The sequence below is a fragment of the Enterobacter chuandaensis genome, assembly GCF_003594915.1.
Taxonomy (GTDB): domain Bacteria; phylum Pseudomonadota; class Gammaproteobacteria; order Enterobacterales; family Enterobacteriaceae; genus Enterobacter; species Enterobacter chuandaensis.
Genome location: NZ_QZCS01000007.1, coordinates 23603 through 44536, shown reverse-complemented (window position 1 = coordinate 44536; position 20934 = coordinate 23603). Strand labels below are relative to the sequence as shown.

23 protein-coding genes are annotated in these 20934 nt (G+C 57.0%); 9 read left to right on the top strand and 14 right to left on the bottom strand.

Going from position 1 to position 20934, the window contains the following annotated elements:
- Window positions 1-137: 137 nt before the first annotated feature.
- The 8 genes from proX to D5066_RS12880 form a co-directional block, all read right to left on the bottom strand.
- Window positions 138-1133, bottom strand: coding sequence for a glycine betaine/L-proline ABC transporter substrate-binding protein ProX (gene proX, locus D5066_RS12915; protein WP_119916182.1), 996 nt, complete (start codon window positions 1131-1133; stop codon window positions 138-140).
- A gap of 9 nt (window positions 1134-1142) precedes the next feature.
- The gene (gene proW / locus D5066_RS12910; protein ID WP_119916181.1) at window positions 1143-2207 is read right to left on the bottom strand and encodes a glycine betaine/L-proline ABC transporter permease ProW; all 1065 of its coding nucleotides are present in this window, start codon (window positions 2205-2207) and stop codon (window positions 1143-1145) included.
- Complete coding sequence (gene proV / locus D5066_RS12905) at window positions 2191-3402, bottom strand: glycine betaine/L-proline ABC transporter ATP-binding protein ProV (RefSeq protein ID WP_080330193.1); 1212 nt, start codon at window positions 3400-3402, stop codon at window positions 2191-2193. Before proV ends, proW begins: the two co-directional genes overlap by 17 nt.
- Window positions 3403-3735: 333 nt before the next feature.
- Window positions 3736-4695 (bottom strand): class 1b ribonucleoside-diphosphate reductase subunit beta, encoded by a 960-nt coding sequence (gene nrdF, locus D5066_RS12900; protein ID WP_119916180.1) that lies wholly within the window; start codon window positions 4693-4695, stop codon window positions 3736-3738.
- Window positions 4696-4704: 9 nt separating this feature from the next.
- The gene (nrdE, locus tag D5066_RS12895) at window positions 4705-6849 is read right to left on the bottom strand and encodes a class 1b ribonucleoside-diphosphate reductase subunit alpha (RefSeq protein WP_119916179.1); all 2145 of its coding nucleotides are present in this window, start codon (window positions 6847-6849) and stop codon (window positions 4705-4707) included.
- The gene (gene nrdI / locus D5066_RS12890) at window positions 6822-7232 is read right to left on the bottom strand and encodes a class Ib ribonucleoside-diphosphate reductase assembly flavoprotein NrdI (RefSeq protein WP_119916178.1); all 411 of its coding nucleotides are present in this window, start codon (window positions 7230-7232) and stop codon (window positions 6822-6824) included. Before nrdI ends, nrdE begins: the two co-directional genes overlap by 28 nt.
- Entirely contained in the window at window positions 7229-7468 is a 240-nt protein-coding gene (gene nrdH, locus D5066_RS12885) for a glutaredoxin-like protein NrdH (protein ID WP_119916177.1), read from the bottom strand. Before nrdH ends, nrdI begins: the two co-directional genes overlap by 4 nt.
- A 243-nt stretch (window positions 7469-7711) precedes the next feature.
- Complete coding sequence (locus tag D5066_RS12880) at window positions 7712-8038, bottom strand: ElaB/YgaM/YqjD family protein (RefSeq protein WP_023308924.1); 327 nt, start codon at window positions 8036-8038, stop codon at window positions 7712-7714.
- Between the two features lie 160 nt (window positions 8039-8198).
- Between D5066_RS12880 and D5066_RS12875 the strand changes: the two genes are divergently transcribed.
- Window positions 8199-8543, top strand: coding sequence for a DUF2002 family protein (locus D5066_RS12875; RefSeq protein WP_023308923.1), 345 nt, complete (start codon window positions 8199-8201; stop codon window positions 8541-8543).
- Between the two features lie 32 nt (window positions 8544-8575).
- On the opposite strand, the gene alaE is transcribed toward D5066_RS12875, so the two are convergent.
- A complete protein-coding gene (gene alaE / locus D5066_RS12870; RefSeq protein WP_119916176.1) occupies window positions 8576-9025 on the bottom strand; it encodes an L-alanine exporter AlaE in 450 nt (149 codons plus the stop codon).
- A 494-nt stretch (window positions 9026-9519) separates the two neighbouring features.
- On the opposite strand from alaE, the gene stpA reads away from it, so the two are divergent.
- Entirely contained in the window at window positions 9520-9924 is a 405-nt protein-coding gene (gene stpA / locus D5066_RS12865; RefSeq protein WP_119916175.1) for a DNA-binding protein StpA, read from the top strand.
- Window positions 9925-9962: 38 nt separating this feature from the next.
- On the opposite strand, the gene D5066_RS12860 is transcribed toward stpA, so the two are convergent.
- The 3 genes from D5066_RS12860 to D5066_RS12850 form a co-directional block, all read right to left on the bottom strand.
- The gene (locus tag D5066_RS12860; protein WP_080330199.1) at window positions 9963-10142 is read right to left on the bottom strand and encodes a GDFGVC terminal motif YodC-like protein; all 180 of its coding nucleotides are present in this window, start codon (window positions 10140-10142) and stop codon (window positions 9963-9965) included.
- Window positions 10143-10221: 79 nt separating this feature from the next.
- Entirely contained in the window at window positions 10222-10743 is a 522-nt protein-coding gene (locus tag D5066_RS12855; protein WP_119916174.1) for a rhodanese family protein, read from the bottom strand.
- A gap of 9 nt (window positions 10744-10752) precedes the next feature.
- On the bottom strand, window positions 10753-11052 hold the full coding sequence (locus tag D5066_RS12850; protein ID WP_119916173.1) for an ArsR/SmtB family transcription factor: 300 nt from the start codon (window positions 11050-11052) through the stop codon (window positions 10753-10755).
- 178 nt (window positions 11053-11230) lie between these two features.
- Here D5066_RS12850 and D5066_RS12845 point away from each other — a divergent pair, with 178 nt between their 5' ends.
- The gene (locus tag D5066_RS12845) at window positions 11231-11389 is read left to right on the top strand and encodes a YqaE/Pmp3 family membrane protein (RefSeq protein WP_014884952.1); all 159 of its coding nucleotides are present in this window, start codon (window positions 11231-11233) and stop codon (window positions 11387-11389) included.
- Here the strand turns inward: D5066_RS12845 and D5066_RS12840 are convergent.
- Window positions 11386-12315 carry a LysR substrate-binding domain-containing protein gene (locus D5066_RS12840; protein WP_119916172.1) on the bottom strand — a complete coding sequence of 310 codons (930 nt, stop codon included), beginning with the start codon at window positions 12313-12315 and terminating at the stop codon, window positions 11386-11388. The genes D5066_RS12845 and D5066_RS12840 overlap by 4 nt on opposite strands.
- 320 nt (window positions 12316-12635) lie before the next feature.
- Here D5066_RS12840 and D5066_RS12835 point away from each other — a divergent pair, with 320 nt between their 5' ends.
- The 6 genes from D5066_RS12835 to D5066_RS12810 all read left to right on the top strand — a co-directional run bounded on the left by D5066_RS12835 (window position 12636) and on the right by D5066_RS12810 (window position 20201).
- Entirely contained in the window at window positions 12636-13241 is a 606-nt protein-coding gene (locus D5066_RS12835) for an ankyrin repeat domain-containing protein (RefSeq protein ID WP_119916171.1), read from the top strand.
- A 107-nt stretch (window positions 13242-13348) separates the two neighbouring features.
- Window positions 13349-14890, top strand: coding sequence for an acyl-CoA synthetase FdrA (gene fdrA / locus D5066_RS12830; protein WP_119916170.1), 1542 nt, complete (start codon window positions 13349-13351; stop codon window positions 14888-14890).
- A complete protein-coding gene (locus D5066_RS12825) occupies window positions 14890-16305 on the top strand; it encodes a YlbE family protein (protein WP_208861686.1) in 1416 nt (471 codons plus the stop codon). Before fdrA ends, D5066_RS12825 begins: the two co-directional genes overlap by 1 nt.
- An 11-nt stretch (window positions 16306-16316) precedes the next feature.
- Window positions 16317-17867 carry a xanthine permease gene (locus D5066_RS12820; protein WP_119916169.1) on the top strand — a complete coding sequence of 517 codons (1551 nt, stop codon included), beginning with the start codon at window positions 16317-16319 and terminating at the stop codon, window positions 17865-17867.
- Window positions 17864-18820 (top strand): carbamate kinase family protein, encoded by a 957-nt coding sequence (locus D5066_RS12815; protein WP_119916168.1) that lies wholly within the window; start codon window positions 17864-17866, stop codon window positions 18818-18820. Before D5066_RS12820 ends, D5066_RS12815 begins: the two co-directional genes overlap by 4 nt.
- A 1-nt stretch (window position 18821) precedes the next feature.
- On the top strand, window positions 18822-20201 hold the full coding sequence (locus tag D5066_RS12810; protein WP_119916167.1) for an amidohydrolase family protein: 1380 nt from the start codon (window positions 18822-18824) through the stop codon (window positions 20199-20201).
- A gap of 46 nt (window positions 20202-20247) precedes the next feature.
- On the opposite strand, the gene D5066_RS12805 is transcribed toward D5066_RS12810, so the two are convergent.
- A complete protein-coding gene (locus D5066_RS12805) occupies window positions 20248-20880 on the bottom strand; it encodes a short chain dehydrogenase (protein ID WP_276330559.1) in 633 nt (210 codons plus the stop codon).
- Between the last annotated feature and the right edge of the window lie 54 nt (window positions 20881-20934).

The following is a 20934-nucleotide window of genomic DNA, read 5'->3' as shown; positions in this document are numbered from 1 at the left end:
AAGTGATTATTTTTCCGGAAACCATAATAACCAATGATTGTGAATGTTGGGGGATTGTTACGTGCTGGATTGTGCGGTTTATGCCCCTCACCCTAACCCTCTCCCCAGAGGGGGAGGGGTAAGGTTGTGTTGTGTTTTTACTTCTGCGCCTCAAGCGCCTCTTTCACCCAGCCGTCGAACTGCTGCTGGTGGGCTTTGATCCAGCCGTCCACGTGGCCTTTCACATCTGCTTCAGAGGATTTGCCCGCGTGCATCATCGCATTCTGGGCGTTGATGTCCGCCAGCGGCAGCTTCATCACCGAGAACAGCTTCGCCGCTGCCGGGTTTTTCTCGGCCCAGGCTTTATTAGCCACGATATGCATGGTGTTTACCGGGAAACCGTAGTTCATGCCGTTCGGCAGTTTGGTGTCGATATCTTTCTGCTCGCCCGGCAGGGAGGAGAACGGCACCTGCAGCCACACCACGTCTTTGCCCGGCTTCAGCACGTCGCTCACCCAGTACGGTGTCCAGGTGTAGTAGATCACCGGCTTGCCTTCCTTAAAGCGGGCAATGGTGTCGGCCATCATCGCCGAGTAGTTGCCGTGGCTTACGTCGACGGTCTTCGCCAGGTCGAAGGCTTTGTTCTGGTGATTAATCACCGCTTCACAGCCCCAGCCCGGAGAACAGCCCATCATGTCCGCTTTGCCGTCGCCGTTGGTGTCGAACAGTCTGGCGATCTTCGGATCTTTCAGCTGTTCAATATTGGTGATGTGGTATTTATCCGCGGTTTTCTTGTCGATCAGATAACCCTGTGCCGCACCCGTCACGAAGGTGCCTTCGCGGTAGAATTTCTTGTCGCCACCGGCGGCGGCATACATGTCGTCATGCAGCGGCTGCCAGTTCACCGCGGTAAAGGTGGCGTCACCGGAGGCAATCGAGGTGTAGCCCACGTTGTAATCCACTTCGCTCGGGGTGTTGACCGTATAGCCCAGCTTCTCAAGCGCGCGGCTGACGATCAGGGTCTGGAAGCTCTCTTCCGAAATGGTGCTCTGCACCGGCTGCACGGTAATGCCTTTGCCCGGCAGGTCAGCGGCAAACGCGCAGGTGGAGACAAGGGTGGCAAACGCGGTAGCAAAAAGTACGCTCTGTCGCATCGTTGTTCCTTATTTTGTAAATGGGCGGGTGAGTAACCCGACGGGGCCGGTGGTATACCAGCGACGGTTGCCGCGACTGCGTGAATCACGACCGACGGCCTGGGTCAGGCGGTCAAGAATAATGGCGAGGATCACAATCCCGACGCCGCCGACGGTGGCCAGCCCCATGTCGAGACGGCCAATGCCGCGCAGCACCATCTGGCCGAGACCGCCAACGGCGATCATTGAGGCAATCACGACCATCGACAGGGCCAGCATCAGCGTCTGGTTAACGCCCGCCATGATGGTCGGCATCGCCAGCGGGAGCTGAACCTTAAACAGCATCTGGCGCGGGCTGGCGCCGAACGAGCGTGACGCTTCAATCAGGTCCGCAGGCACCTGGTTGATCCCGAGAATGGTCAGACGAATAATCGGTGGCAGGGCGAAGATAATGGTGACCACCACGCCCGGCACGTTGCCGATGCCGAACAGCATTACAATCGGCACCAGATAGACGAATGCCGGGGTGGTCTGCATCGCATCCAGCAGGGGGCGAATAATCTTCGCCGCCCGCGGGCTGCGCGCCAGCCAGATCCCCATCGGCAGGCCGATGACAATGCAAAAGAGCAGGGCGGTCAGCACCAGCGCCAGGGTGATCATCGCCTGTGACCAGGCGCCAATCGCGCCGATGGCAATCAGGGAGATGAGCGTGGCGATGCCCATACCCGCACTACCGAACTGCCAGGCGATCAAGGAGAACAGGATAATCGCTACGGGCGCGGGCATGCCCAGCATCAGCTGCTGGAAGCCGTTCAGGATATAATCCACCGGGACGCGGATCCCCTGGAAGACCGGACGGAAGTGGGTAACCACCCAGTCGATCCCCTCCGTGACCCAGCTGTCCAGCGGGATCAGCGTTTTATGAAACGGATCCATGATGTTGAAGTGTTCTGGCGCAGGCGCGGGTGCGCTGTTCAGCCAGTCTGCCGCGCCGCCACCGTCGGCGGGTGCAGGCGTGGAGCCCCACGCGTCGGCGGATTGCGCAGCGCTGTCCGCTGCCTCTGTGGTCCCCCACGGGTTAGTTTGATCGGTCATTGTTCGCCCCCTCGCGATCTAAAGCCTGCAGCAGCATCCGTTTTGAGATGATGCCGACGTACTGTTGTTCCTCACCGACGACCGGCACGGCGCACGGCGCCTGGCCGACATGGGAGAGCAACTCGCTGAGCGGCGTTTCGGCGTCCACGGCAAGCGGAGCGTCAATTAACGCCGCATCGATGCCCTGGCTTTCGCTAAGCGCGGTTTTCAGGGAGTCGATGGAGACAACGCCGACAAACTTATTGCCGCGTTCAACCAGATAACCATATTCACGGTCTTCGTCCTGCAGCAGCTTCAGCGCCGAGCGCGGGCCGAAGCCTGGGGTTTTACGGATAATGCCGTTCGGGGTTCGGCGGGCAATATCTTTGGCGCTAAACACCTGGCTAATATCCACGCCGCGGAAGAAGGTACGGACATAATCATTTGCCGGATTATTGAGAATTTCATCCGGCGTGCCGACCTGCACCACTTCGCCATTTTGCATAATGGCAATTCGGTCGCCAATACGCATGGCTTCATCTAAATCGTGGGAAATAAAGACAATAGTTCGCTGATGTCTGGCCTGTAATTTTACCAGTTCATCCTGCATCTCTGTGCGAATTAACGGATCGAGGGCCGAGAAGGCTTCATCCATTAATAATATGTCTGGATTGATGGCTAACGCGCGGGCTAATCCCACGCGCTGACGCATCCCCCCGGAAAGTTCATCCGGGTACGCATGCGCATAATTTTCCAGCCCGACCTGACGCAGGGCATCCAGGGCTTTTTCCTGACGTTCCTGAGCGGGCGTACCGGCTAATTCCATGCCGAAGGCGGTATTATCCAGCACCGTCATGTGCGGCATCAGCGCGAATGACTGAAACACCATTGCGATCTTCTTTCTGCGCACCTCGCGAAGCTCTGCGTCTGATATTCTGGCGATATCCACGCCGTCAATCAGCACCTGTCCGCGGGTGGGTTCAATCAGGCGATTGAGAAGGCGAACCATAGTGGATTTACCCGAACCGGATAACCCCATGATGACAAAAATCTCGCCTTCTTCAATGGCCAGACTGGCGTCTTTAACGCCAAGCGATAGCCCGGTTTTTTCCAGAATTTGCTCTTTCGAAAGGCCTTTCTCAATATATTTGAATGCGCGCTGTGGATGCTCGCCAAATACTTTATAAAGATTTTTCACTTCTAATTTAATTGCCATGCAATAGAGAGTGTCCTGTTATTTGTTTATGTCGATATGATTACCATGGTAAATTGTTAACGGGCATAACCCTAACATACTGAGAATCTGAGACAACCCTGAGTCCGCCATTAGCGTGAATTTTGCCACAAGCGAAACGGCTGAATTTCCCATGAATAAAGGGCTGAGGGCGGATTGAATTTTTCTCAATTTTTTGCTGCTGCATCGGGAAATTCCGCCTGAATCGGTGTGATTCAGGCGAATATGACGGGGAAATTACAGTGTAGCGCCTGGTGAAATAGTGATATGGAAATAATGAGATTTATATTTAATTAATGAACGTTAATTCATACATTAAAAATCCCAGTCCTCATCTTCCGTCTCCACCGCTTTACCCATCACGTACGACGATCCGGACCCGGAAAAGAAATCGTGATTTTCGTCCGCATTGGGCGACAGCGCCGCGAGGATTGCCGGGTTTACCTCCGCCATCTCCGGCGGGAATAGCGCGTCGTAGCCCAGGTTCATCAGCGCCTTATTGGCGTTGTAGCAGAGGAACGCTTTTACGTCCTCCTCCCAGCCCGCTCCGGCGTACAGCTCTTCGGTATAGCTCAGCTCGTTGTCGTAAAGATCCATCAGCAAATCGAGGGCGAAACCTTTGAGTTCCTCGCGTTTTTCCGGGCTGACTTTCTCCAGCCCTTTCTGATACTTATAGCCGATGTAATACCCGTGCACCGCCTCGTCACGAATGATGAGGCGAATCAAATCGGCGGTGTTGGTGAGCTTGCCCCGGCTCGACCAGTACATGGGCAGCCAGAAGCCGGAATAGAAGAGGAAGGATTCCAGGAACACGCTGGCGATCTTCTTCTTCAGCGGCTCGTCGGCGCGGTAATATTCCAGCACCAGCTCCGCCTTGCGCTGCAATGACTCACTCTCTTCACTCCATGCGTAGGCCGCGTCCACGTCTCTGGTCTGGCACAGCGTTGAGAAAATCGAGCTATAGGAGCGGGCATGTACCGCCTCCATAAAGCTGATGTTCGACATCACCGCCTCTTCGTGCGGCGTCAGCGCGTCGCTCATCAGTGCGGGCGCACCGACGGTGTTTTGAATGGTATCCAGCAGCGTCAGGCCGGTAAAGACGCGGATCGTCAGCTGCTGTTCAGCGTGGCTCAGCGTCTGCCAGGCAGGGATATCGTTGGAGAGCGGCACCTTTTCCGGCAGCCAGAAGTTGCTGGTCAGGCGGTTCCACACCTCCAGGTCTTTATCGTCCTGGATTTTGTTCCAGTTAACGGCACTCACGCGTGACAGTTTCATCCTTTCTCCTTACAGCGCGCAGGACACGCAGCCTTCGATTTCGGTGCCTTCCAGCGCAAGCTGGCGCAGGCGAATGTAGTAGAGCGTCTTAATGCCTTTCTTCCAGGCGTAGATCTGCGCTCTGTTGATATCCCGCGTGGTGGCGGTGTTCGGGAAGAAGAGCGTCAGCGACAATCCCTGATCCACATGCTTCGTGGCCTCGGCGTAGGTATCGATGATTTTCTCCGGGCCGATCTCGTAAGCATCCTGATACAGGGCCAGATTCTCGTTGGTCATAAACGGGGCAGGGTAGTAAACGCGTCCGGTTTTGCCTTCCTTACGAATTTCAATCTTCGACACGATCGGGTGGATGCTCGACGTGGCGTGGTTGATGTAGGAAATCGAACCGGTTGGCGGCACGGCCTGCAGGTTTTGGTTATAAATGCCGTAGCGCATCACGTCGTCACGCAGCTGCTGCCACATCTCGCGCGTCGGCAGAACGATCCCCGCGCGAGCAAACAGTTCGCGCACTTTTTCGGTTTTCGGCTGCCAGTCGCCTTCCAGATACTGGCTGAAATACGCCCCGCTGGCATAGCGCGACTGCTCAAAGCCCGCGAACCGCTGGTTGCGTTCGCGCGCCAGCATCATCGAGGTATGCAACGCATGCCAGGTGATGGTGTAGAAATAAAGATTGGTGAAATCCAGCCCCTCCGGACTGCCGTAGGCGATACCCTCGCGCGCCAGATACCCGTGCAGGTTCATCTGCCCGAGGCCGATGGCGTGGGACGCGGCGTTGCCCGCTTCAATAGACGGCACGCTGCGGATATGGCTCATGTCCGACACCGCCGTCAGCCCGCGAATGGCGGTCTCCACCGTGCGGCCAAAATCCGGCGAATCCATGGTGTGGGCAATATTCAGCGAGCCGAGGTTACAGGAGATATCTTTGCCGATCTCCGCGTAGTCCAGGTTCTCGTCGTAAGCGGAGGCGCTGTTGACCTGCAAAATCTCCGAGCACAGGTTGCTCATGTTGATGCGTCCGGCAATCGGGTTGGCGCGGTTTACCGTGTCCTCAAACATGATGTACGGATAGCCGGACTCAAACTGAATTTCGGCCAGCGTCTGGAAGAAATCGCGGGCGTTGATGGTTTTTTTGCGAATGCGATCGTCGGCCACCAGCTCGTCATAAAGTTCGCTGATAGCCACGTCGCCAAAGGCTTTACCGTAAATTCGCTCCACGTCATACGGCGAGAAGAGCGCCATGTCGGCATTCTCTTTGGCGAGCTTAAAGGTGATGTCCGGGATCACTACCCCCAGCGACAGGGTTTTGATGCGGATTTTTTCGTCGGCGTTTTCACGTTTGGTATCGAGAAAACGCAGAATGTCCGGGTGGTGCGCGTGCAGGTAAACCGCCCCCGCGCCCTGGCGTGCGCCAAGCTGGTTGGCATAGGAGAACGCATCCTCCAGCATCTTCATCACCGGGATCACGCCGGAGGACTGGTTTTCGATGCGCTTGATCGGCGCGCCCGCTTCACGCAGGTTCGAGAGCAGAAACGCCACGCCGCCGCCGCGTTTGGAAAGCTGCAGCGCCGAGTTCACCGCGCGGCCAATCGACTCCATATTGTCTTCGATACGCAGCAGGAAGCAGGAGACCAGCTCGCCGCGCTGGGCCTTACCGCAGTTGAGAAACGTCGGCGTGGCGGGCTGGAAGCGGCCGGAGAGGATCTCTTCCGTCAGCCGTTCTGCCAGCGCTTCATCGCCCTGGGCCAGCGTCAGCGCCACCATCACGGTACGATCCTCAAAGCTTTCCAGGTAGCGTTTGCCGTCAAAGGTCTTCAGGGTGTAGCTGGTATAGAACTTCCACGCGCCGAGGAAGGTCTGGAAACGAAAACCGCTGGCATGGGCGCGCTCAAACAGCGTCACCACGAAGGCGCGGTTGTAGCGGGACAGGACGCGCTCTTCGTAATAGCCCTCGTTAACCAGATAGTTGAGACGTTCATTCTGGCTGGCAAATTGCACGCTGTTCGGGCGGACGTGGGCAGCTAAAAAGGCGTCCACCGCCTCACTGTCTTTATCGAACTGAATGCGCCCCTCCCGGTCATAGAGGTTTAGCATCGCATTTAATGCGTGGTAGTCCGGCGTTGCCTGAATTACCCGTTCTGCGGTTGTCGTTGCCAAAATTCGTTCACTCCTTTACGCACGTTTTCGACGTCCAGCTGTGTCCCCATCAGTTCAAAACGATAGAGATACGGCACGCCGCATTTTTTAGAGATGACATCCCCGGCGCGGCCAAAGGCGTCGCCGAAATTGCGATTCCCCGCCGCGATCACGCCGCGGATTAGCCCGCGGTTATGAGGATCGTTCAGAAAGCGGATCACCTGGCGAGGCACAGCCCCCGCCGTCCCGCCGCCGCCATAGCTGGGCACCACCAGAATGTAAGGTTCGTCTACCTGAATACGCTCCCGCTCGTTGAGCGGAATGCGTATTGCGGGTAGCCCGAGACGCTCAATAAAGCGGAGCGTGTTTTCCGAGCTGCTGGAGAAGAAGACCAGCCCACTCATGCACGGGCGGCCTGAGCGCTCAGGCGGTTAATCATGTCCGGGCGAAAGCCTGACCAGCTTGTCTCACCGGCAATCACCACCGGAAGCTGGCGGAAACCCTGTTCGCGCAGAGTATCTGCGGCCTCGGGTACCAGGTCGATATTTACCATCTCAAACGCCACGCCGCGGCTCTCCATCGCCCGTTTTGTGGCGTGGCACTGAACACAATCGTTACGAGTGTAAATAATAATGCTCATGATTCGTATTTCCATTTAGAATGAGAAAACGGCGCGAGTTAACGCGTCATAGGGTGTGTGTCTTTCTAAAGGGAATACTAGATGTAGTTGATGAAAGATTCAACCATACAAGATATGGGAAATTTAGATTGATATTGCCTGAGTGATGAGCACAACGGGGCAGGGCGGGCTGTACGGGTATTTCAGGTTTACAGGCATAAAAAAGCCCCGGCGCCTGAGGCCACCGGGGTTGAGAACGGGTGCTTACTTACGCAGGCTGAGCAGGGCTCCGACAAAAATGCCGACCGCCGCGACCGTTCCCAGCGTACACAGTGGTTTTTCACGCACGAAGGTGGTTGCGCAGCTGGCCATGTCACAGGCAGCCTGCGTGGCGCGTGAACGTCCGTTCATACGGGCGCGGGTTTCACGGAGCAGAGACTGAGCCTTACGTTTCGCGGCATCTGCTTCATCCTTTGCATCGGAACCCCAGGATTTCAGCACTTCCTCCAGCGTGTCCGCTAATTGGCTGACATCATTACGAATATCCTGCGCGTCGTCGTTAATATCGTTTCGGTTCGGTCTGTTAAACATACGATCCTCCGTAATTTTGTGTTCCCGTTTAGTTTAGTTCAGAAATTTAATACCTGAAGCGCATCACGCGTTATCCGGCAGTTTATGGACTATTCTGAAAGCCCTGCTAATGCTGATTACTGTAAGGTTGCCGGGCAGGAAAAGATAACGAGGAAAAGATATGTATTTACGACCTGACGAGGTGGCACGCGTTCTTGAAAAAGAGGGATTCACCATGGATGAGGTGACGCCAAAAGCGTATGGATATCGCCGAGGCGAGAATTATGTGTATGTTAATCGTGAAGCTAGGATGGGACGTACCGCACTCATTATTCACCCGACGCTGAAAGACAGAAGTCTGTCATTTGCTGAACCTGCCTCGGATATTAAAACCTGCGATCATTATCAGCAATTTCCGCTCTATTTAGGCGGTGAACGGCATGAGCATTATGGTATTCCGCACGGTTTCAGCTCGCGTATGGCGCTGGAGCGGTTTCTTAAGGGATTGTTTGGCGACGTACAGTAAATCTGCGACTGGCATTCGCCAGTCGCTTCACATTATGCTTTTACCTGGCTGTACTGACTGACCTTAAACAGACGGCGGCAGTAGTCGAGAAAATAGCCGTATACCGCACCCATCAGCATTGATACCACGATATTCGAACTGACCGCTGCGGCGATCTGGTGCCAGTCTGCGCCTACCGTCAGGAGAATAGCGACATAAACCGGAGACTGGAACGTAACGTACGCCAGCACGTCGGCCAGGTTTTTCATCCAGCCTGCCGGGCTAATACGGCGCGCGAAACGCATGACCACATCGCGGTATAACCCGTAAGGCCAGGCGATAATAATATTGACCGGGATCGCCACCAGACGAGACGAAAGTGACTGCTCGAAGGTCATTCCGGAGAGGAATATTTCAATCAGCATGTTCACAACGGAACAGTAGACAACCATCGCGAAAGTATCCGCCACCGCGTGGCGCAGGCGAGATTGCGGCGAGAACATGTCTGAACTCCTTGAGAAGAACGCAGTGGAATCGGTTTTCCTTCAGCGATTAGTGCTTTAGGTTGGTTTGTTTGACGTGTATAGCGTATATCTCTGTGTTTGAACTAACAACTAGTGATTAATTTTTATTTAATCGCCTTTTGTCCACAAAATTCTCTAAAAATGATTGTTTTTTGCCCGGTTCGTTATAATCTGTCTCTGATAAGGTGTTTTTTATATAAATCAATAGGTTAATTTCTTTACTTCTGAAGCGGAAATCCGCTCTCCTGATGGGAGAGCAGTGTGCTGAGATTTGGATTAAAATTGACCATTTATATTGATGCGGTGATTAGATCCGCCTGCTTTCCACAAACGCTATACGCTATTATTAACGGCGATATTTAAATATATTTACAATTATGTCCATACAGACCTCTGGGTAGATATTTCAAATGAAATGAATTATTCTGTGCCCGATTTATCTATTTACCCCAAAGAAAAGGTTTTCAAATAATATGTCTTTGACGTTACAGAATCTTAATAATATCCGAACCCTGCGCGCGATGGCGCGTGAATTATCGCTGGACGTTCTTGAGGAAATGCTGGAAAAAGTCAGGGTCGTTACTGAAGAGAAACGCAATGAGCTGGCGGAATTAGAGCAGCAGCGCGCTGAACAGCAGAAAAAAATTAATACCCTGCTGGAACTGATGAAAGCCGATGGTATTTCTCCGACTGACCTGCTGGGTTCAGACCTGGCGCAGGCGGGTAAACCGGTTAAAAAGCGTAAACCGCGTGAAGCGAAATACCGCTTTATTGACCAGAACGGTGAAGAGAAAACGTGGACCGGTCAGGGCCGCACGCCGAAGCCTATTGCCAGCGCGCTGGCAAACGGTAAATCACTGGATGATTTTCTGATCTAATCCGCAGGCCGGGCGGAATATTCCGCCCGGTTGTTTGTTCAGCAGACGCCGAAATCGCCTTCTTCGGTATAGAGCGCCAGGTCTGCGGCCTTGAGGGTATATTTTTCACCCTGCTCATTGCTGGCCTGTACCGCCACCACGCTTTCACCGTTCACTTCAAGCACCTTCAGCTTTGGGCCGCCTTTACGCGGTTGCACATAATCACCAACAGAAAACATATGACCTCCTCATTGTTTTAGCGATCTTCACCTTAGCCCACGTCTGGCGGCGGGTACAGCGTAATTCATGGATTACTGCTTATGAGGTACGCCGGTTCCATGGCATCACCTTCAACAGCCGCGCCATGCCGCAAAACCCCGTCAGACCAGCGAATAGCAGCCCGGCACCCACAAAACCGCTCAGAAGGAAAAAGCCCTCAGAGACGCTGTAGCCCAGCACTACGCCGCAGAGAATCAACAGCCCGGCGGCAATTTGCACCTGACGCATCAGCGGGAGCGGCTGGGTTTTGTCTTCGATGGTCAGCAGGCCCGCCTGCTTCCAGCCCTGAATGCCACCCTCGACCACAAATGCCTGAGCGGGCCCGGCGGCCTGCGCAAGGCGGCCAGCGTTCCCTGCGGTACGGGCGCCGGACTGGCAGTGGAAAATCACCGTTTCACCAGCCCTCGCGTTAAGCCCGCCGGGTAGCGTATCCAGCGGCACCGACTGTGCCCCGGCAATATGCTCGCGGGCATATTCGTCGGCATCACGAATGTCGATCAGTCTCGCCCCCTCAGCCACGCGGGCGTGGGCCTGTTGCGGGGTAATCAGTGGAAGTGACATAGCGGCTCCTTACGGGCAATAAAGGGTTTTCAGGGTGCTGATGAGCTGATGCACCGCATCGTTTTTAATGAAATAGAGAATGCGCTGCGCCTTGCGGGTGCTGTCGATAAGCCCTTCCTCACGCATACGCGCCAGATGCTGCGACGTGGCGGAGGGGCTAAGCCCCGTGGCGCGCGCCAGATCGCCCGCGCTGGTGCCCGGTGCGCCACATAGTGTGCACAGGATCAGCAGCCGACGCGGATTGCTCATCGCTTTCAAAAGGGCGGCGGCCTGCCCGGCGCTGGCCTGAAGTTGTTCGAGTTCGGTCATTTTAGTTTAGTATTTGCTTAATTAAGTAAATGCTAAACTAAATGGTTCTGTTAAACCAGTGTCAAAAGCGTAAAAGAGGGTAAAAGGGAGGGAGCACTATGGCATAAGCCGATAAACTGGCTACGCTTAGAGTAGATACTCTTTTTATTTTCAACTGGTTAGCTTGCAGGGAGTCTTTATGGGTTTTTGGCGTATTGTTTTTACGATTATTCTTCCTCCACTGGGCGTGCTGCTTGGCAAAGGGTTTGGCTGGGCGTTTATCCTGAATATTCTACTGACCCTACTGGGCTATATTCCCGGTCTTATCCACGCGTTTTGGGTCCAGACCAAAAGCTAAGCGCGCCACAGTAAATCGCTATAGATGCTCGCCAGCACGCCCGCTGGACCAAACTGCTGTTTGATCCAGCGCGTCACCTGACCGGTCGCCGCATGCTGCGTGGCAAGCAGCATGCGCGAGTCCTGACGCGGGTTGTTGATGCGCCGCGTTATCAGTAGCCCATCCTCCACCGCCTCCCTCGCCATGTATTCCGGCAAAAAACCAATCCCTTCGCCCAGGATCTGACACTGGCACTTGGTGTTGAAATCCGGCACCAGAATAGCCTCCTGCCCGTGCAGCAGCCAGCCGACCTTCTTGTTAATGGTATGCGCGGTATCTTCCACCATGATATTGGGGTACAGGCGCAGCTGGCTTTCCGCTATCGGTTCGGGAACAAAGGCGAGAGGATGTTCCGGTGCGATGGCAAAGACCCAGCGAATGGCGCCGATTTCGGTGTAATCAATCCCGCCGCCGTCGAGCAGGGTGTCCGGCGCGCCAATCGCGATATTGGCCTGATTGTTGATGATCGAATCCCAGACGCCGTTGTAGACCTCGGTCGTCACCGTGATCTGGCAGGTCGGAAACTGTTTTTTCAGCACCTGCAGCAGCCTGGCGGTGTGGCGCGGCGTATACAAAAGCTGATTGATACAGATGCGCACCCGCGCCTCGATGCCCTGTGAAATGGTATCGATCCCGCGCTTGATGGCGTGGAAGTCGTTCAGCAGGTCGGTGGCCTTGCGGTAAAAGTAAAACCCGGATTCGGTCAGCTCAATGCTGCGGGTGTTGCGCACAAACAGCACCACGTCCAGCCCGGTCTCCATGCGCTTAATGGTGTAACTGATGGCGGAGGTCGTCACGCCCAGCTCGGCGGCGGCTTTGCTGAAGCTGCCGAAGCGCGCCGCGGTGGTGAAGGCCAGCAGGTTCTCTTCGGTAAAGATGGAATTCATATCTCACTCCCTTCAGCCATCAGTTTTGAACATATTTTAACAACACTGTTACAACGCATTTGAAGCCGATCACAGTTCTGACTATTTGACGCAGGCCGCGCTCAGCAAGGCTTCATCAGACATAAGCATAATGCAGGCTGCAGCGCTAAAACGCGGTGAAACATAAGAAAAAGGTTGCACAGACGCACGTTTTAGCTGGACTGTTGAATTTACCTCAACAATGAATTGACTGTCGATGAATCCTTTTTAAGCGGATTCTTTTATGACCAGGCTGTTGCTATTCTCAGGTCAACAGAAATAAAAACATTAGGAGTCTGAATATGTCTGCAACTGAACTCGTTACTGAATTTCTGCTGGCGGCAGAGGAGGGCAATAGCGATGCGCTAAAAGCCTGTCTGGAGAAAGGCGTGGATATTAACGCCACCAACCGCCAGAAAAGAACCGCCATTATTATTGCCAGCCTGAAAAAGCATTATTCCTGCGTAGAGTTATTAATTGCCGCCGGGGCGGATATTGATAAACAGGATCAGACCTGCTTTAACCCCTTCCTGATTAGCTGCCTGACAAACGATTTAACCCTGCTGCGCATTGTCCTTCCGGCAAATCCGGATCTCGACCGCCTGACGCGCTTCGGCGGCGTGGGCATTACCCCTGCCAGTGAAAAAGGGCACGTGGAGATCGTCCGCGAACTGCTGGAAAAAACCGATATTAACGTCAACCACACCAACTTTGTCGGCTGGACGCCGCTGCTGGAAGCCATCGTGCTGAATGACGGCGGCGCAAAGCAGCAGGAAATTGTGAAGCTGCTGCTGGACCACGGCGCGAACCCGCACATGACCGATAAATACGGTAAAACCCCGCTCGAACTGGCGCGGGAAAAAGGCTTCGATGCAATAGCCGACCTGCTGCTGGCGGCGGGCGCATAACGTATTCGGCCAGCCTTTCCCGTCTGGCCGTTAATTCAAACAGTATTTTTACCGACGTGCATTCTGCACGACGGCGGCCCCCTTTTATCCGCATTCAGGAGAAAACAATGCCAACCAAAATCGTCATAAAAAAGAATACGTATTTTGATTCGGTGTCATTGATGTCGGTTTCTACCAAAGCCAATAAATTGCCGGGCGTCGAGCAGGCGTTTGTGGCCATGGCGACGGAAATGAACAAAGGCGTATTAAAAAATCTCGGGCTATTAACGCCGGAATTAGCGGACGCCAAAAACGGCGACCTGATGATCGTGATTAAAGGCGACGCGGCAAATGATGAAACCCTGGCCGCTATTGAGGCGTTATTCACGCGTAAAGAGAGCGCAGGTACCCATGAAGCGCGCTACGCCACGATTGCCAGCGCCAAAACCCATCGCCCGGACAGCAACCTTGCGGTGATTTCCGTCAACGGCACCTTCGCCGCCCGCGAAGCCCGCCAGGCGCTGGAAAACGATCTTAACGTCATGCTGTTTTCCGATAACGTGTCGCTCGACGACGAGCTGGCGCTGAAGCAGCTGGCGCACCAGAAAGGGCTGCTGATGATGGGGCCGGACTGCGGCACCGCCATCATCAACGGCGCGGGATTGTGCTTCGCCAACGCGGTGCGCCGCGGCACGATCGGCATCGTCGGCGCCTCCGGCACCGGCAGCCAGGAGCTGAGCGTGCGCATCCATGAATTCGGCGGCGGCGTGTCGCAGCTGATCGGCACCGGCGGGCGCGATCTCAGCGAGAAAATCGGCGGCCTGATGATGCTCGACGCTATCGACATGCTGGAAGCCGACGAGAGCACTCAGGTCATCGCGCTGATCTCCAAGCCGCCGGCCCCTGCCGTGGCGGAGAAGGTACTGGCCCGCGCGCGCGCCTGCCGCAAGCCGGTGGTTGTCTGCTTCCTTGGCCGCAGCGAACCGCCCGCCGATGAAGACGGCCTGCAGTTCGCGCGCGGCACCAAAGAGGCGGCGCTGAAAGCCGTCCTGCTCACCGGCATCAAAAAAGAGTCTCTGGATTTACACCCGCTCAACTGGCCGCTGATTCAGGAGGTGCGCGCCCGCCTGACGCCGCAGCAGAAGTATATTCGCGGCCTGTTCTGCGGCGGCACCCTGTGCGACGAGGCGATGTTCGCGGCGCTTGCGAAATTCGACGACGTCTACAGCAACATCCAGCCGGATCCGGCCAGGCGTCTGAAAGACATCAGCGTCAGTAAAGCCCACACCTTCCTCGACTTCGGTGACGACGATTTCACCAACGGCAAGCCGCACCCGATGATCGACCCGACCAACCGCATCAGCCGCCTGCTGCAGGAGGCGCGCGATCCGGAGGTGGGCGTGATCGTGATGGACTTCGTGCTCGGCTTCGGCGCGCACGAGGATCCGGTCGGCGTGATGCTCGACGCGATCAAAGAGGCGCAGGCGATCGCGAAGGCCGATAACCGTCCGCTGGAGATCCTCGGCTATGTGCTCGGCACTGACCAGGATCCGCAGTCGCTGGCACAGCAGTGCCAGCTGCTGACCGACGCAGGCGTCATCTGGGCCAGCAGCAGCACCAATACCGGATTACTGGCACGCGAATTTGTCTGCAAAGGGGAGAAAGCATAATGACGACCTTATTCAACCAGCCGCTGAACGTGATTAACGTTGGCATTGCGATGTTCAGCGACGATCTCAAAAAACAGCACGTTCCCGTGACCCAGCTCGACTGGACGCCGCCGGGGCAGGGCAATATGCAGGTGGTGGAGGCGCTCGACCAACTGGCGGAAAAACCGCTGGCGGAGAAGATCGCCGCCGCGAACAACATCGCCCTTGAGCGCATTATTCAGTCCCATCCGGTGCTGGTGGGTTATGACCAGGCCATTAACGTGGTGCCTGGGATGACCCGCACCACCATTCTGCACGCCGGTCCGCCCGTCTCCTGGGAGAACATGTGCGGGGCGATGAAGGGCGCGGTCACCGGCGCGCTGGTATTTGAAGGGCTGGCGACGGATCTGGAGGATGCCGCAAGGCTGGCTGCTTCAGGGGAGATCACCTTCTCGCCGTGCCACGAGCACGACTGCGTGGGCTCGATGGCGGGCGTCACCTCCGCGTCGATGTTTATGCACATCGTTGAGAACAAAACCTACGGCAACCGCGCGTTCACCAACCTCAGCGAGCAGATGGCGAAGATCCTGCGCATGGGCGCCAACGACCAGAGCGTGATCGACCGCCTGAACTGGATGCGTGACGTGCTCGGCCCGATGCTGCGCGACGCGATGAAGATTATCGGCGAAATCGACCTGCGCCTGATGCTGGCCCAGGCGCTGCACATGGGCGACGAGTGCCACAACCGCAACAACGCGGGCACCACGCTGCTTATTCAGGCGCTGACGCCGGGGCTGATCCAGGCGGGCTATCCGGTGGCGCAGCAGCGCGAGGTGTTCGAGTTTGTCGCCAGCAGCGACTACTTCTCCGGCCCGACGTGGATGGCGATGTGTAAGGCCGCGCTGGACGCCGCCCACGGCATTGAGTACAGCACCGTTGTCACCACCATGGCGCGCAATGGCTACGAGTTCGGCCTGCGCATTTCCGGCCTGCCGGGGCAGTGGTTCACCGGCCCGGCGCAGCAGGTGATTGGCCCGATGTTCGCAGGCTATAAGCCGGAAGATTCCGGGCTGGACATCGGCGACAGCGCCATCACCGAAACCTACGGCATCGGCGGCTTTGCGATGGCGACGGCACCGGCCATCGTTGCGCTGGTGGGCGGCACGGTGGAGGAAGCCATCGACTTCTCCCGCCAGATGCGCGAAATCACCCTCGGCGAAAACCCGAACGTCACCATTCCGCTGCTCTCGTTTATGGGCATTCCAACCGCCATCGACATTACCAGAGTCGCGGGCAGCGGCATTCTGCCGGTCATTAACACCGCCATTGCCCATAAAGACGCGGGTATCGGCATGATTGGGGCGGGCATCGTTCACCCGCCGTATAGCTGTTTTGAAAAGGCGCTGTTGACCTTCCGCGATCGCTACTTTTTATAAGGCATGCATCCATGAAAAACATGAAACTGGAGTGGAAAAGAGGTGACTGGGCGGCATATTTCGGGTTGATGACCAACAACCTGACCAATTTGCTGACCATGATGGGGCTGCTCATTTTTGTCGTCGGCATCCCGAAGGAGATTGTTTATGGACGCATCGCGCCGGCCTTCGGGCTGGCGGTGCTGGTGGCGAGTATCTGCTACGCCTGGTTTGGCCTGCAGATGGCGCGCGCCACCGGACGAACGGACGTCACCGCGCTGCCGTCCGGCCCGAGCGCGCCGTCGATTTTCACCGTGACCTTCCTGGTGCTGATGCCGGTCTACCAGCAGACCGGCGATGCGGAGTTCGCGATCCAGATCGGCCTGGTGTGGTGCTTTGTGGAAGCGATGATCCTCGCGGGCGGCTCGTTCCTGGGAGAAACCATCCGCAAGATGATCCCGCGCACCGTGCTGCTGTCGTGCCTGTCCGGGCTTGGCCTGCTGCTGCTGGCGATGAACCCGATGCTGCAGGCGTTTGAAGCGCCTACCGTGTCGTTCATCGTCCTGCTGCTGATTTTCATTAACTGGTTCGGTAAAAAGCCGATTTTCGCCAAAATCCCGACAGGTCTGCTGTTGCTGATTGCCGGTACGGCATTAGCGTGGATCTCCGGCCTGCAAAGCCCGGAGGCTATTAAAGCGTCCATGTCCTCCTTCGGCTTTAACCCGCCGGAAGTGCACGTGGACAGCTTTATGCAAGGGCTGCCGCACGCGCTGCCGTATCTGGCATCCGCCGTGCCGCTGGGGCTGGCGAACTACATCTTTGACCTGGAGAACATCGAAAGCGCCCACGCGGCGGGGGATGAGTACCCGACCCGCAAGGTCATGCTGGCAAACGGCCTGGCGTCGATGCTCGGCTGCCTGATGGGCAATCCGTTCCCGGTCACGGTCTACGTCGGCCACCCGGGCTGGAAAGCGATGGGCGCCAGCATCGGCTACACGCTGGCCTCCGGCGTGACCATGTTCATCGTGCCGCTGTTCGGGCTGGGGGCATTTATGCTCGCCATCATTCCAATGACCGCCATCGTGCCGATTCTGGTGTTTATCGGCGTCGTCACCGCCAACCAGGTGGTGAGGGAGACGCCTAAAGTGGAGGTGCCGGTGATCTTCATCTGCCTGTTCCCGTGGATCGCCAACTGGGCGCTGACCATGATGAACAGCGTGATGGGAGCGGCTGGCACCAGCGCGGCGAAAATCGGCACCGACGTGCTGCACAGCAAGGGGATTTACTACGAAGGCCTGGTGCACCTCGGTAACGGTGCGCCGCTCGCCAGCATGCTCTGGGGCTGTATCGCCATCTTCGCCATCATCAACAAGCCGCTGCGCGGGGCCGTTGCGGCGGCGGGCGGGGCGCTGCTGGCTCTGTTTGGCGTGATCCACGCCCCGGTGGTGGGCTTTGCCGAAGGCAGTTCGCTGATGTTCGTCACGGCCTACCTGATGATGGGCGGCATGTTTGTGGTGAAGCATTTCCTTGATAGCCGGGAAGTTGCGAGCGCTGAAGTTACTGTTGCGAAGGAACACGTATGAAAGAGCTAATGGTCGTCGCCATCGGCGGCAACAGCATTATCAAAGACAACGCCAGCCAGTCGGTTGAACATCAGGCGCAGGCGGTGAAAGCGGTGGCCGAGTCGGTGCTGGAGATGCTGGCCTCCGACTATGACATCGTGCTCACCCACGGTAACGGCCCGCAGGTGGGGCTGGATCTGCGCCGCGCCGAAATCGCTCACGAGCGGGAAGGGCTGCCGCTGACCCCGCTGGCAAACTGCGTGGCGGATACCCAGGGCGGCATTGGCTACCTGATCCAGCAGGCGCTCAATAACCGTCTGGCCGCGCGCGGGGAGCAAAAAGCGGTCACGGTCGTTACCCAGGTGGAGGTGAATAAAAACGATCCCGGCTTTACGCACCCGACGAAACCGATCGGCGCGTTCTTCAGCGAGGCGCAGCGCGACGCGCTGCAGCTCGCGCACCCGGACTGGCATTTTGTTGAGGACTCGGGCCGGGGCTATCGCCGCGTGGTGGCTTCGCCGCAGCCGCTGCGGATTGTCGAGGCGGATGCCATCAAGACGCTGACCCAAAAAGGGTACGTGGTGATCGGCGCGGGTGGGGGCGGAATTCCGGTCGTGCGCAGCGAAGAGGGAGATTATCAGAGCGTCGACGCGGTGATTGATAAAGATCTCTCCACCGCGCTGCTGGCGCGCGAGATCCACGCCGACGTACTGGTGATTACTACTGGCGTGGAGAAAGTGTGCGTTAACTTCGGCAAGCCGAACCAGCAGGTGCTGGACACGGTAAACGTGGCGCAGATGATGCGCTACATGGACGAAGGCCACTTCCCGGCGGGCAGCATGCTGCCCAAAATCGTCGCCTCGCTGGAATTTTTAAAGCACGGCGGCAGGCGTGTTGTCATCACCTCGCCGGACTGCCTGGCCGCCGCGCTTCGCGGGGAAACCGGCACCCATATTGTTAATGAAGGAAGATAAGATGAGTGAAAACAAAAGCCGCCGCGAGTTTATCAGCCAGAGCGGCAAAATGGTCACCGCCTGCGCGCTGTTTGGCGCCACCGGCTCCGTCGCGTATGCTGCCGACTCAGCAAAGCCAACCTGCGAGACGGGCAAACCGATGAGTATCACCGCAAAACACTATTACCTCGACAACGTGCTGCTGGAGGCCGGGTTCAACTTCGACGGCAGCGTGGCGACGAGCACCCGCACCGAGCTGAAAACGCTGGAGATCAAGGACGGAAAAATTGTCGCCCTGCGCGATAACAAGAGCCACGCCGACGCCACGCTGCCGCACTACGACGCGGGTAAAAAGCTGATGCTTCCGGCGATGCGCGACATGCACATCCATCTGGATAAAACCTTCTACGGCGGTCCGTGGCGCTCCCTGAATCGCCCGGCGGGCACTACGATTCAGGACATGATCCGCCTTGAGCAGAAGCTGCTGCCGGAGCTACAGCCCTACACCCAGGAACGCGCGGAGGCGCTTATCGACCTGATCCAGTCGAAAGGCTCTACCATTGCCCGCAGCCACTGCAACATAGAGCCGGTATCCGGCCTGAAAAACCTGGAAAGTTTGCAGGCGGTGCTGGCGCGCCGGGCCGCAGGTTTTGACTGTGAAATCGTTGCCTTCCCACAGCACGGCCTGCTGCTGTCCAACTCTGAAAAGCTGATGCGCGAGGCGATGCAGGCCGGGGCGCACTACGTGGGCGGGCTGGACCCAACCAACGTCGACGGCGCGATGGAGAAATCCCTCGATCTGATGTTCCAGATTGCGCTGGATTACGACAAAGGGGTGGACATTCACCTGCACGAAACCAGCCCGGCGGGCGTGGCGGCGGTGAACTACATGGTGGAAACCGTGGAGAAAACGCCGGCGCTGAAGGGCAAGCTGACCATCAGCCACGCCTTCGCGCTGGCGACGCTCAACGAGCAGCAGGTGGATGAGATTGCCACCCGCATGGCGGCGCAGCAGGTGACCATCGCCTCCACCGTGCCGATTGGAACCCTGCATATGCCGCTGAAGCAGCTGCGCGAGAAGGGCGTGTTCGTGATGACGGGCACCGACAGCGTGATCGACCACTGGTCGCCGTACGGCCTGGGGGACATGCTGGAAAAAGCCAATCTCTACGCGCAGCTCTATATCCGCCCTAATGAGCAGACGCTCTCCCGCGCGCTCGGCATTGCCACCGGTGACGTGCTGCCGCTGAACGATAAAGGCGAACGCGTGTGGCCGAAAGCGCAGGACGATGCCAGCTTTGTGCTGGTGGATGCCTCCTGTTCCGCCGAAGCGGTAGCGCGCATTTCTCCGCGTACCGCGACGTTCCACAAGGGGAAACTCGTCTGGGGCGTTGTTGGCTAAAAGCGAGCCGGGTGATGGCTTCGCCTTACCCGGCCTTTATACATCCTCAGTAACCTACCTTATACACCCGCCCGCTCTGCACCCCTTCCACGCTGCGGCGGTAGGCCTGGGCAACGGTCGCGGCGGGAACGCTTTCAAAGCCGGGGAAGAAACCGTCATACGCGTCGGCGGATTCCGTCAGTACCGTCGGGCTAATCAGGTTGATGCGGATCCCGCGCGGCAGTTCACACGCTGCGGCGCGGACAAACCCTTCCAGCGCCGCATTTACCGTGGTGGCATTCACCCCCTGTGCGATCGGCTCGTGCGCCACAATCCCACTAATGAGCGTAATCGAGCCGCCTTCATTCAGGTAGTGCTGGCCGGTCAGCGCCAGACGCACCTGCCCCAGCAGCTTGTCCTGCAGGCCCTGGTTGAAATCGCTGTCTTTCATGGTCGCGAGCGGGCCGAAGTGCAGCCCACCGCTCGCAGAGACAATCGCATCCACCGGGCCGATTTTCTCAAACAGCGCCTGCACGCTCGCCTGCGAGGTGATATCCACCTGATAGTCTCCCTGCGTGCGGCCGACGCGGATGACCTCGTGGCGACGACTCAACTCTTCCGTTACTGCATGACCGACCGTACCGCTGGCACCAATAATGACGATTTTCATAGCAGACTCCTTGATGTTGTGAGCACTCATTCTTTAATAAATAAAGAATCAGATAAACTGGGCTAAAGTTAGATGATTACTAAC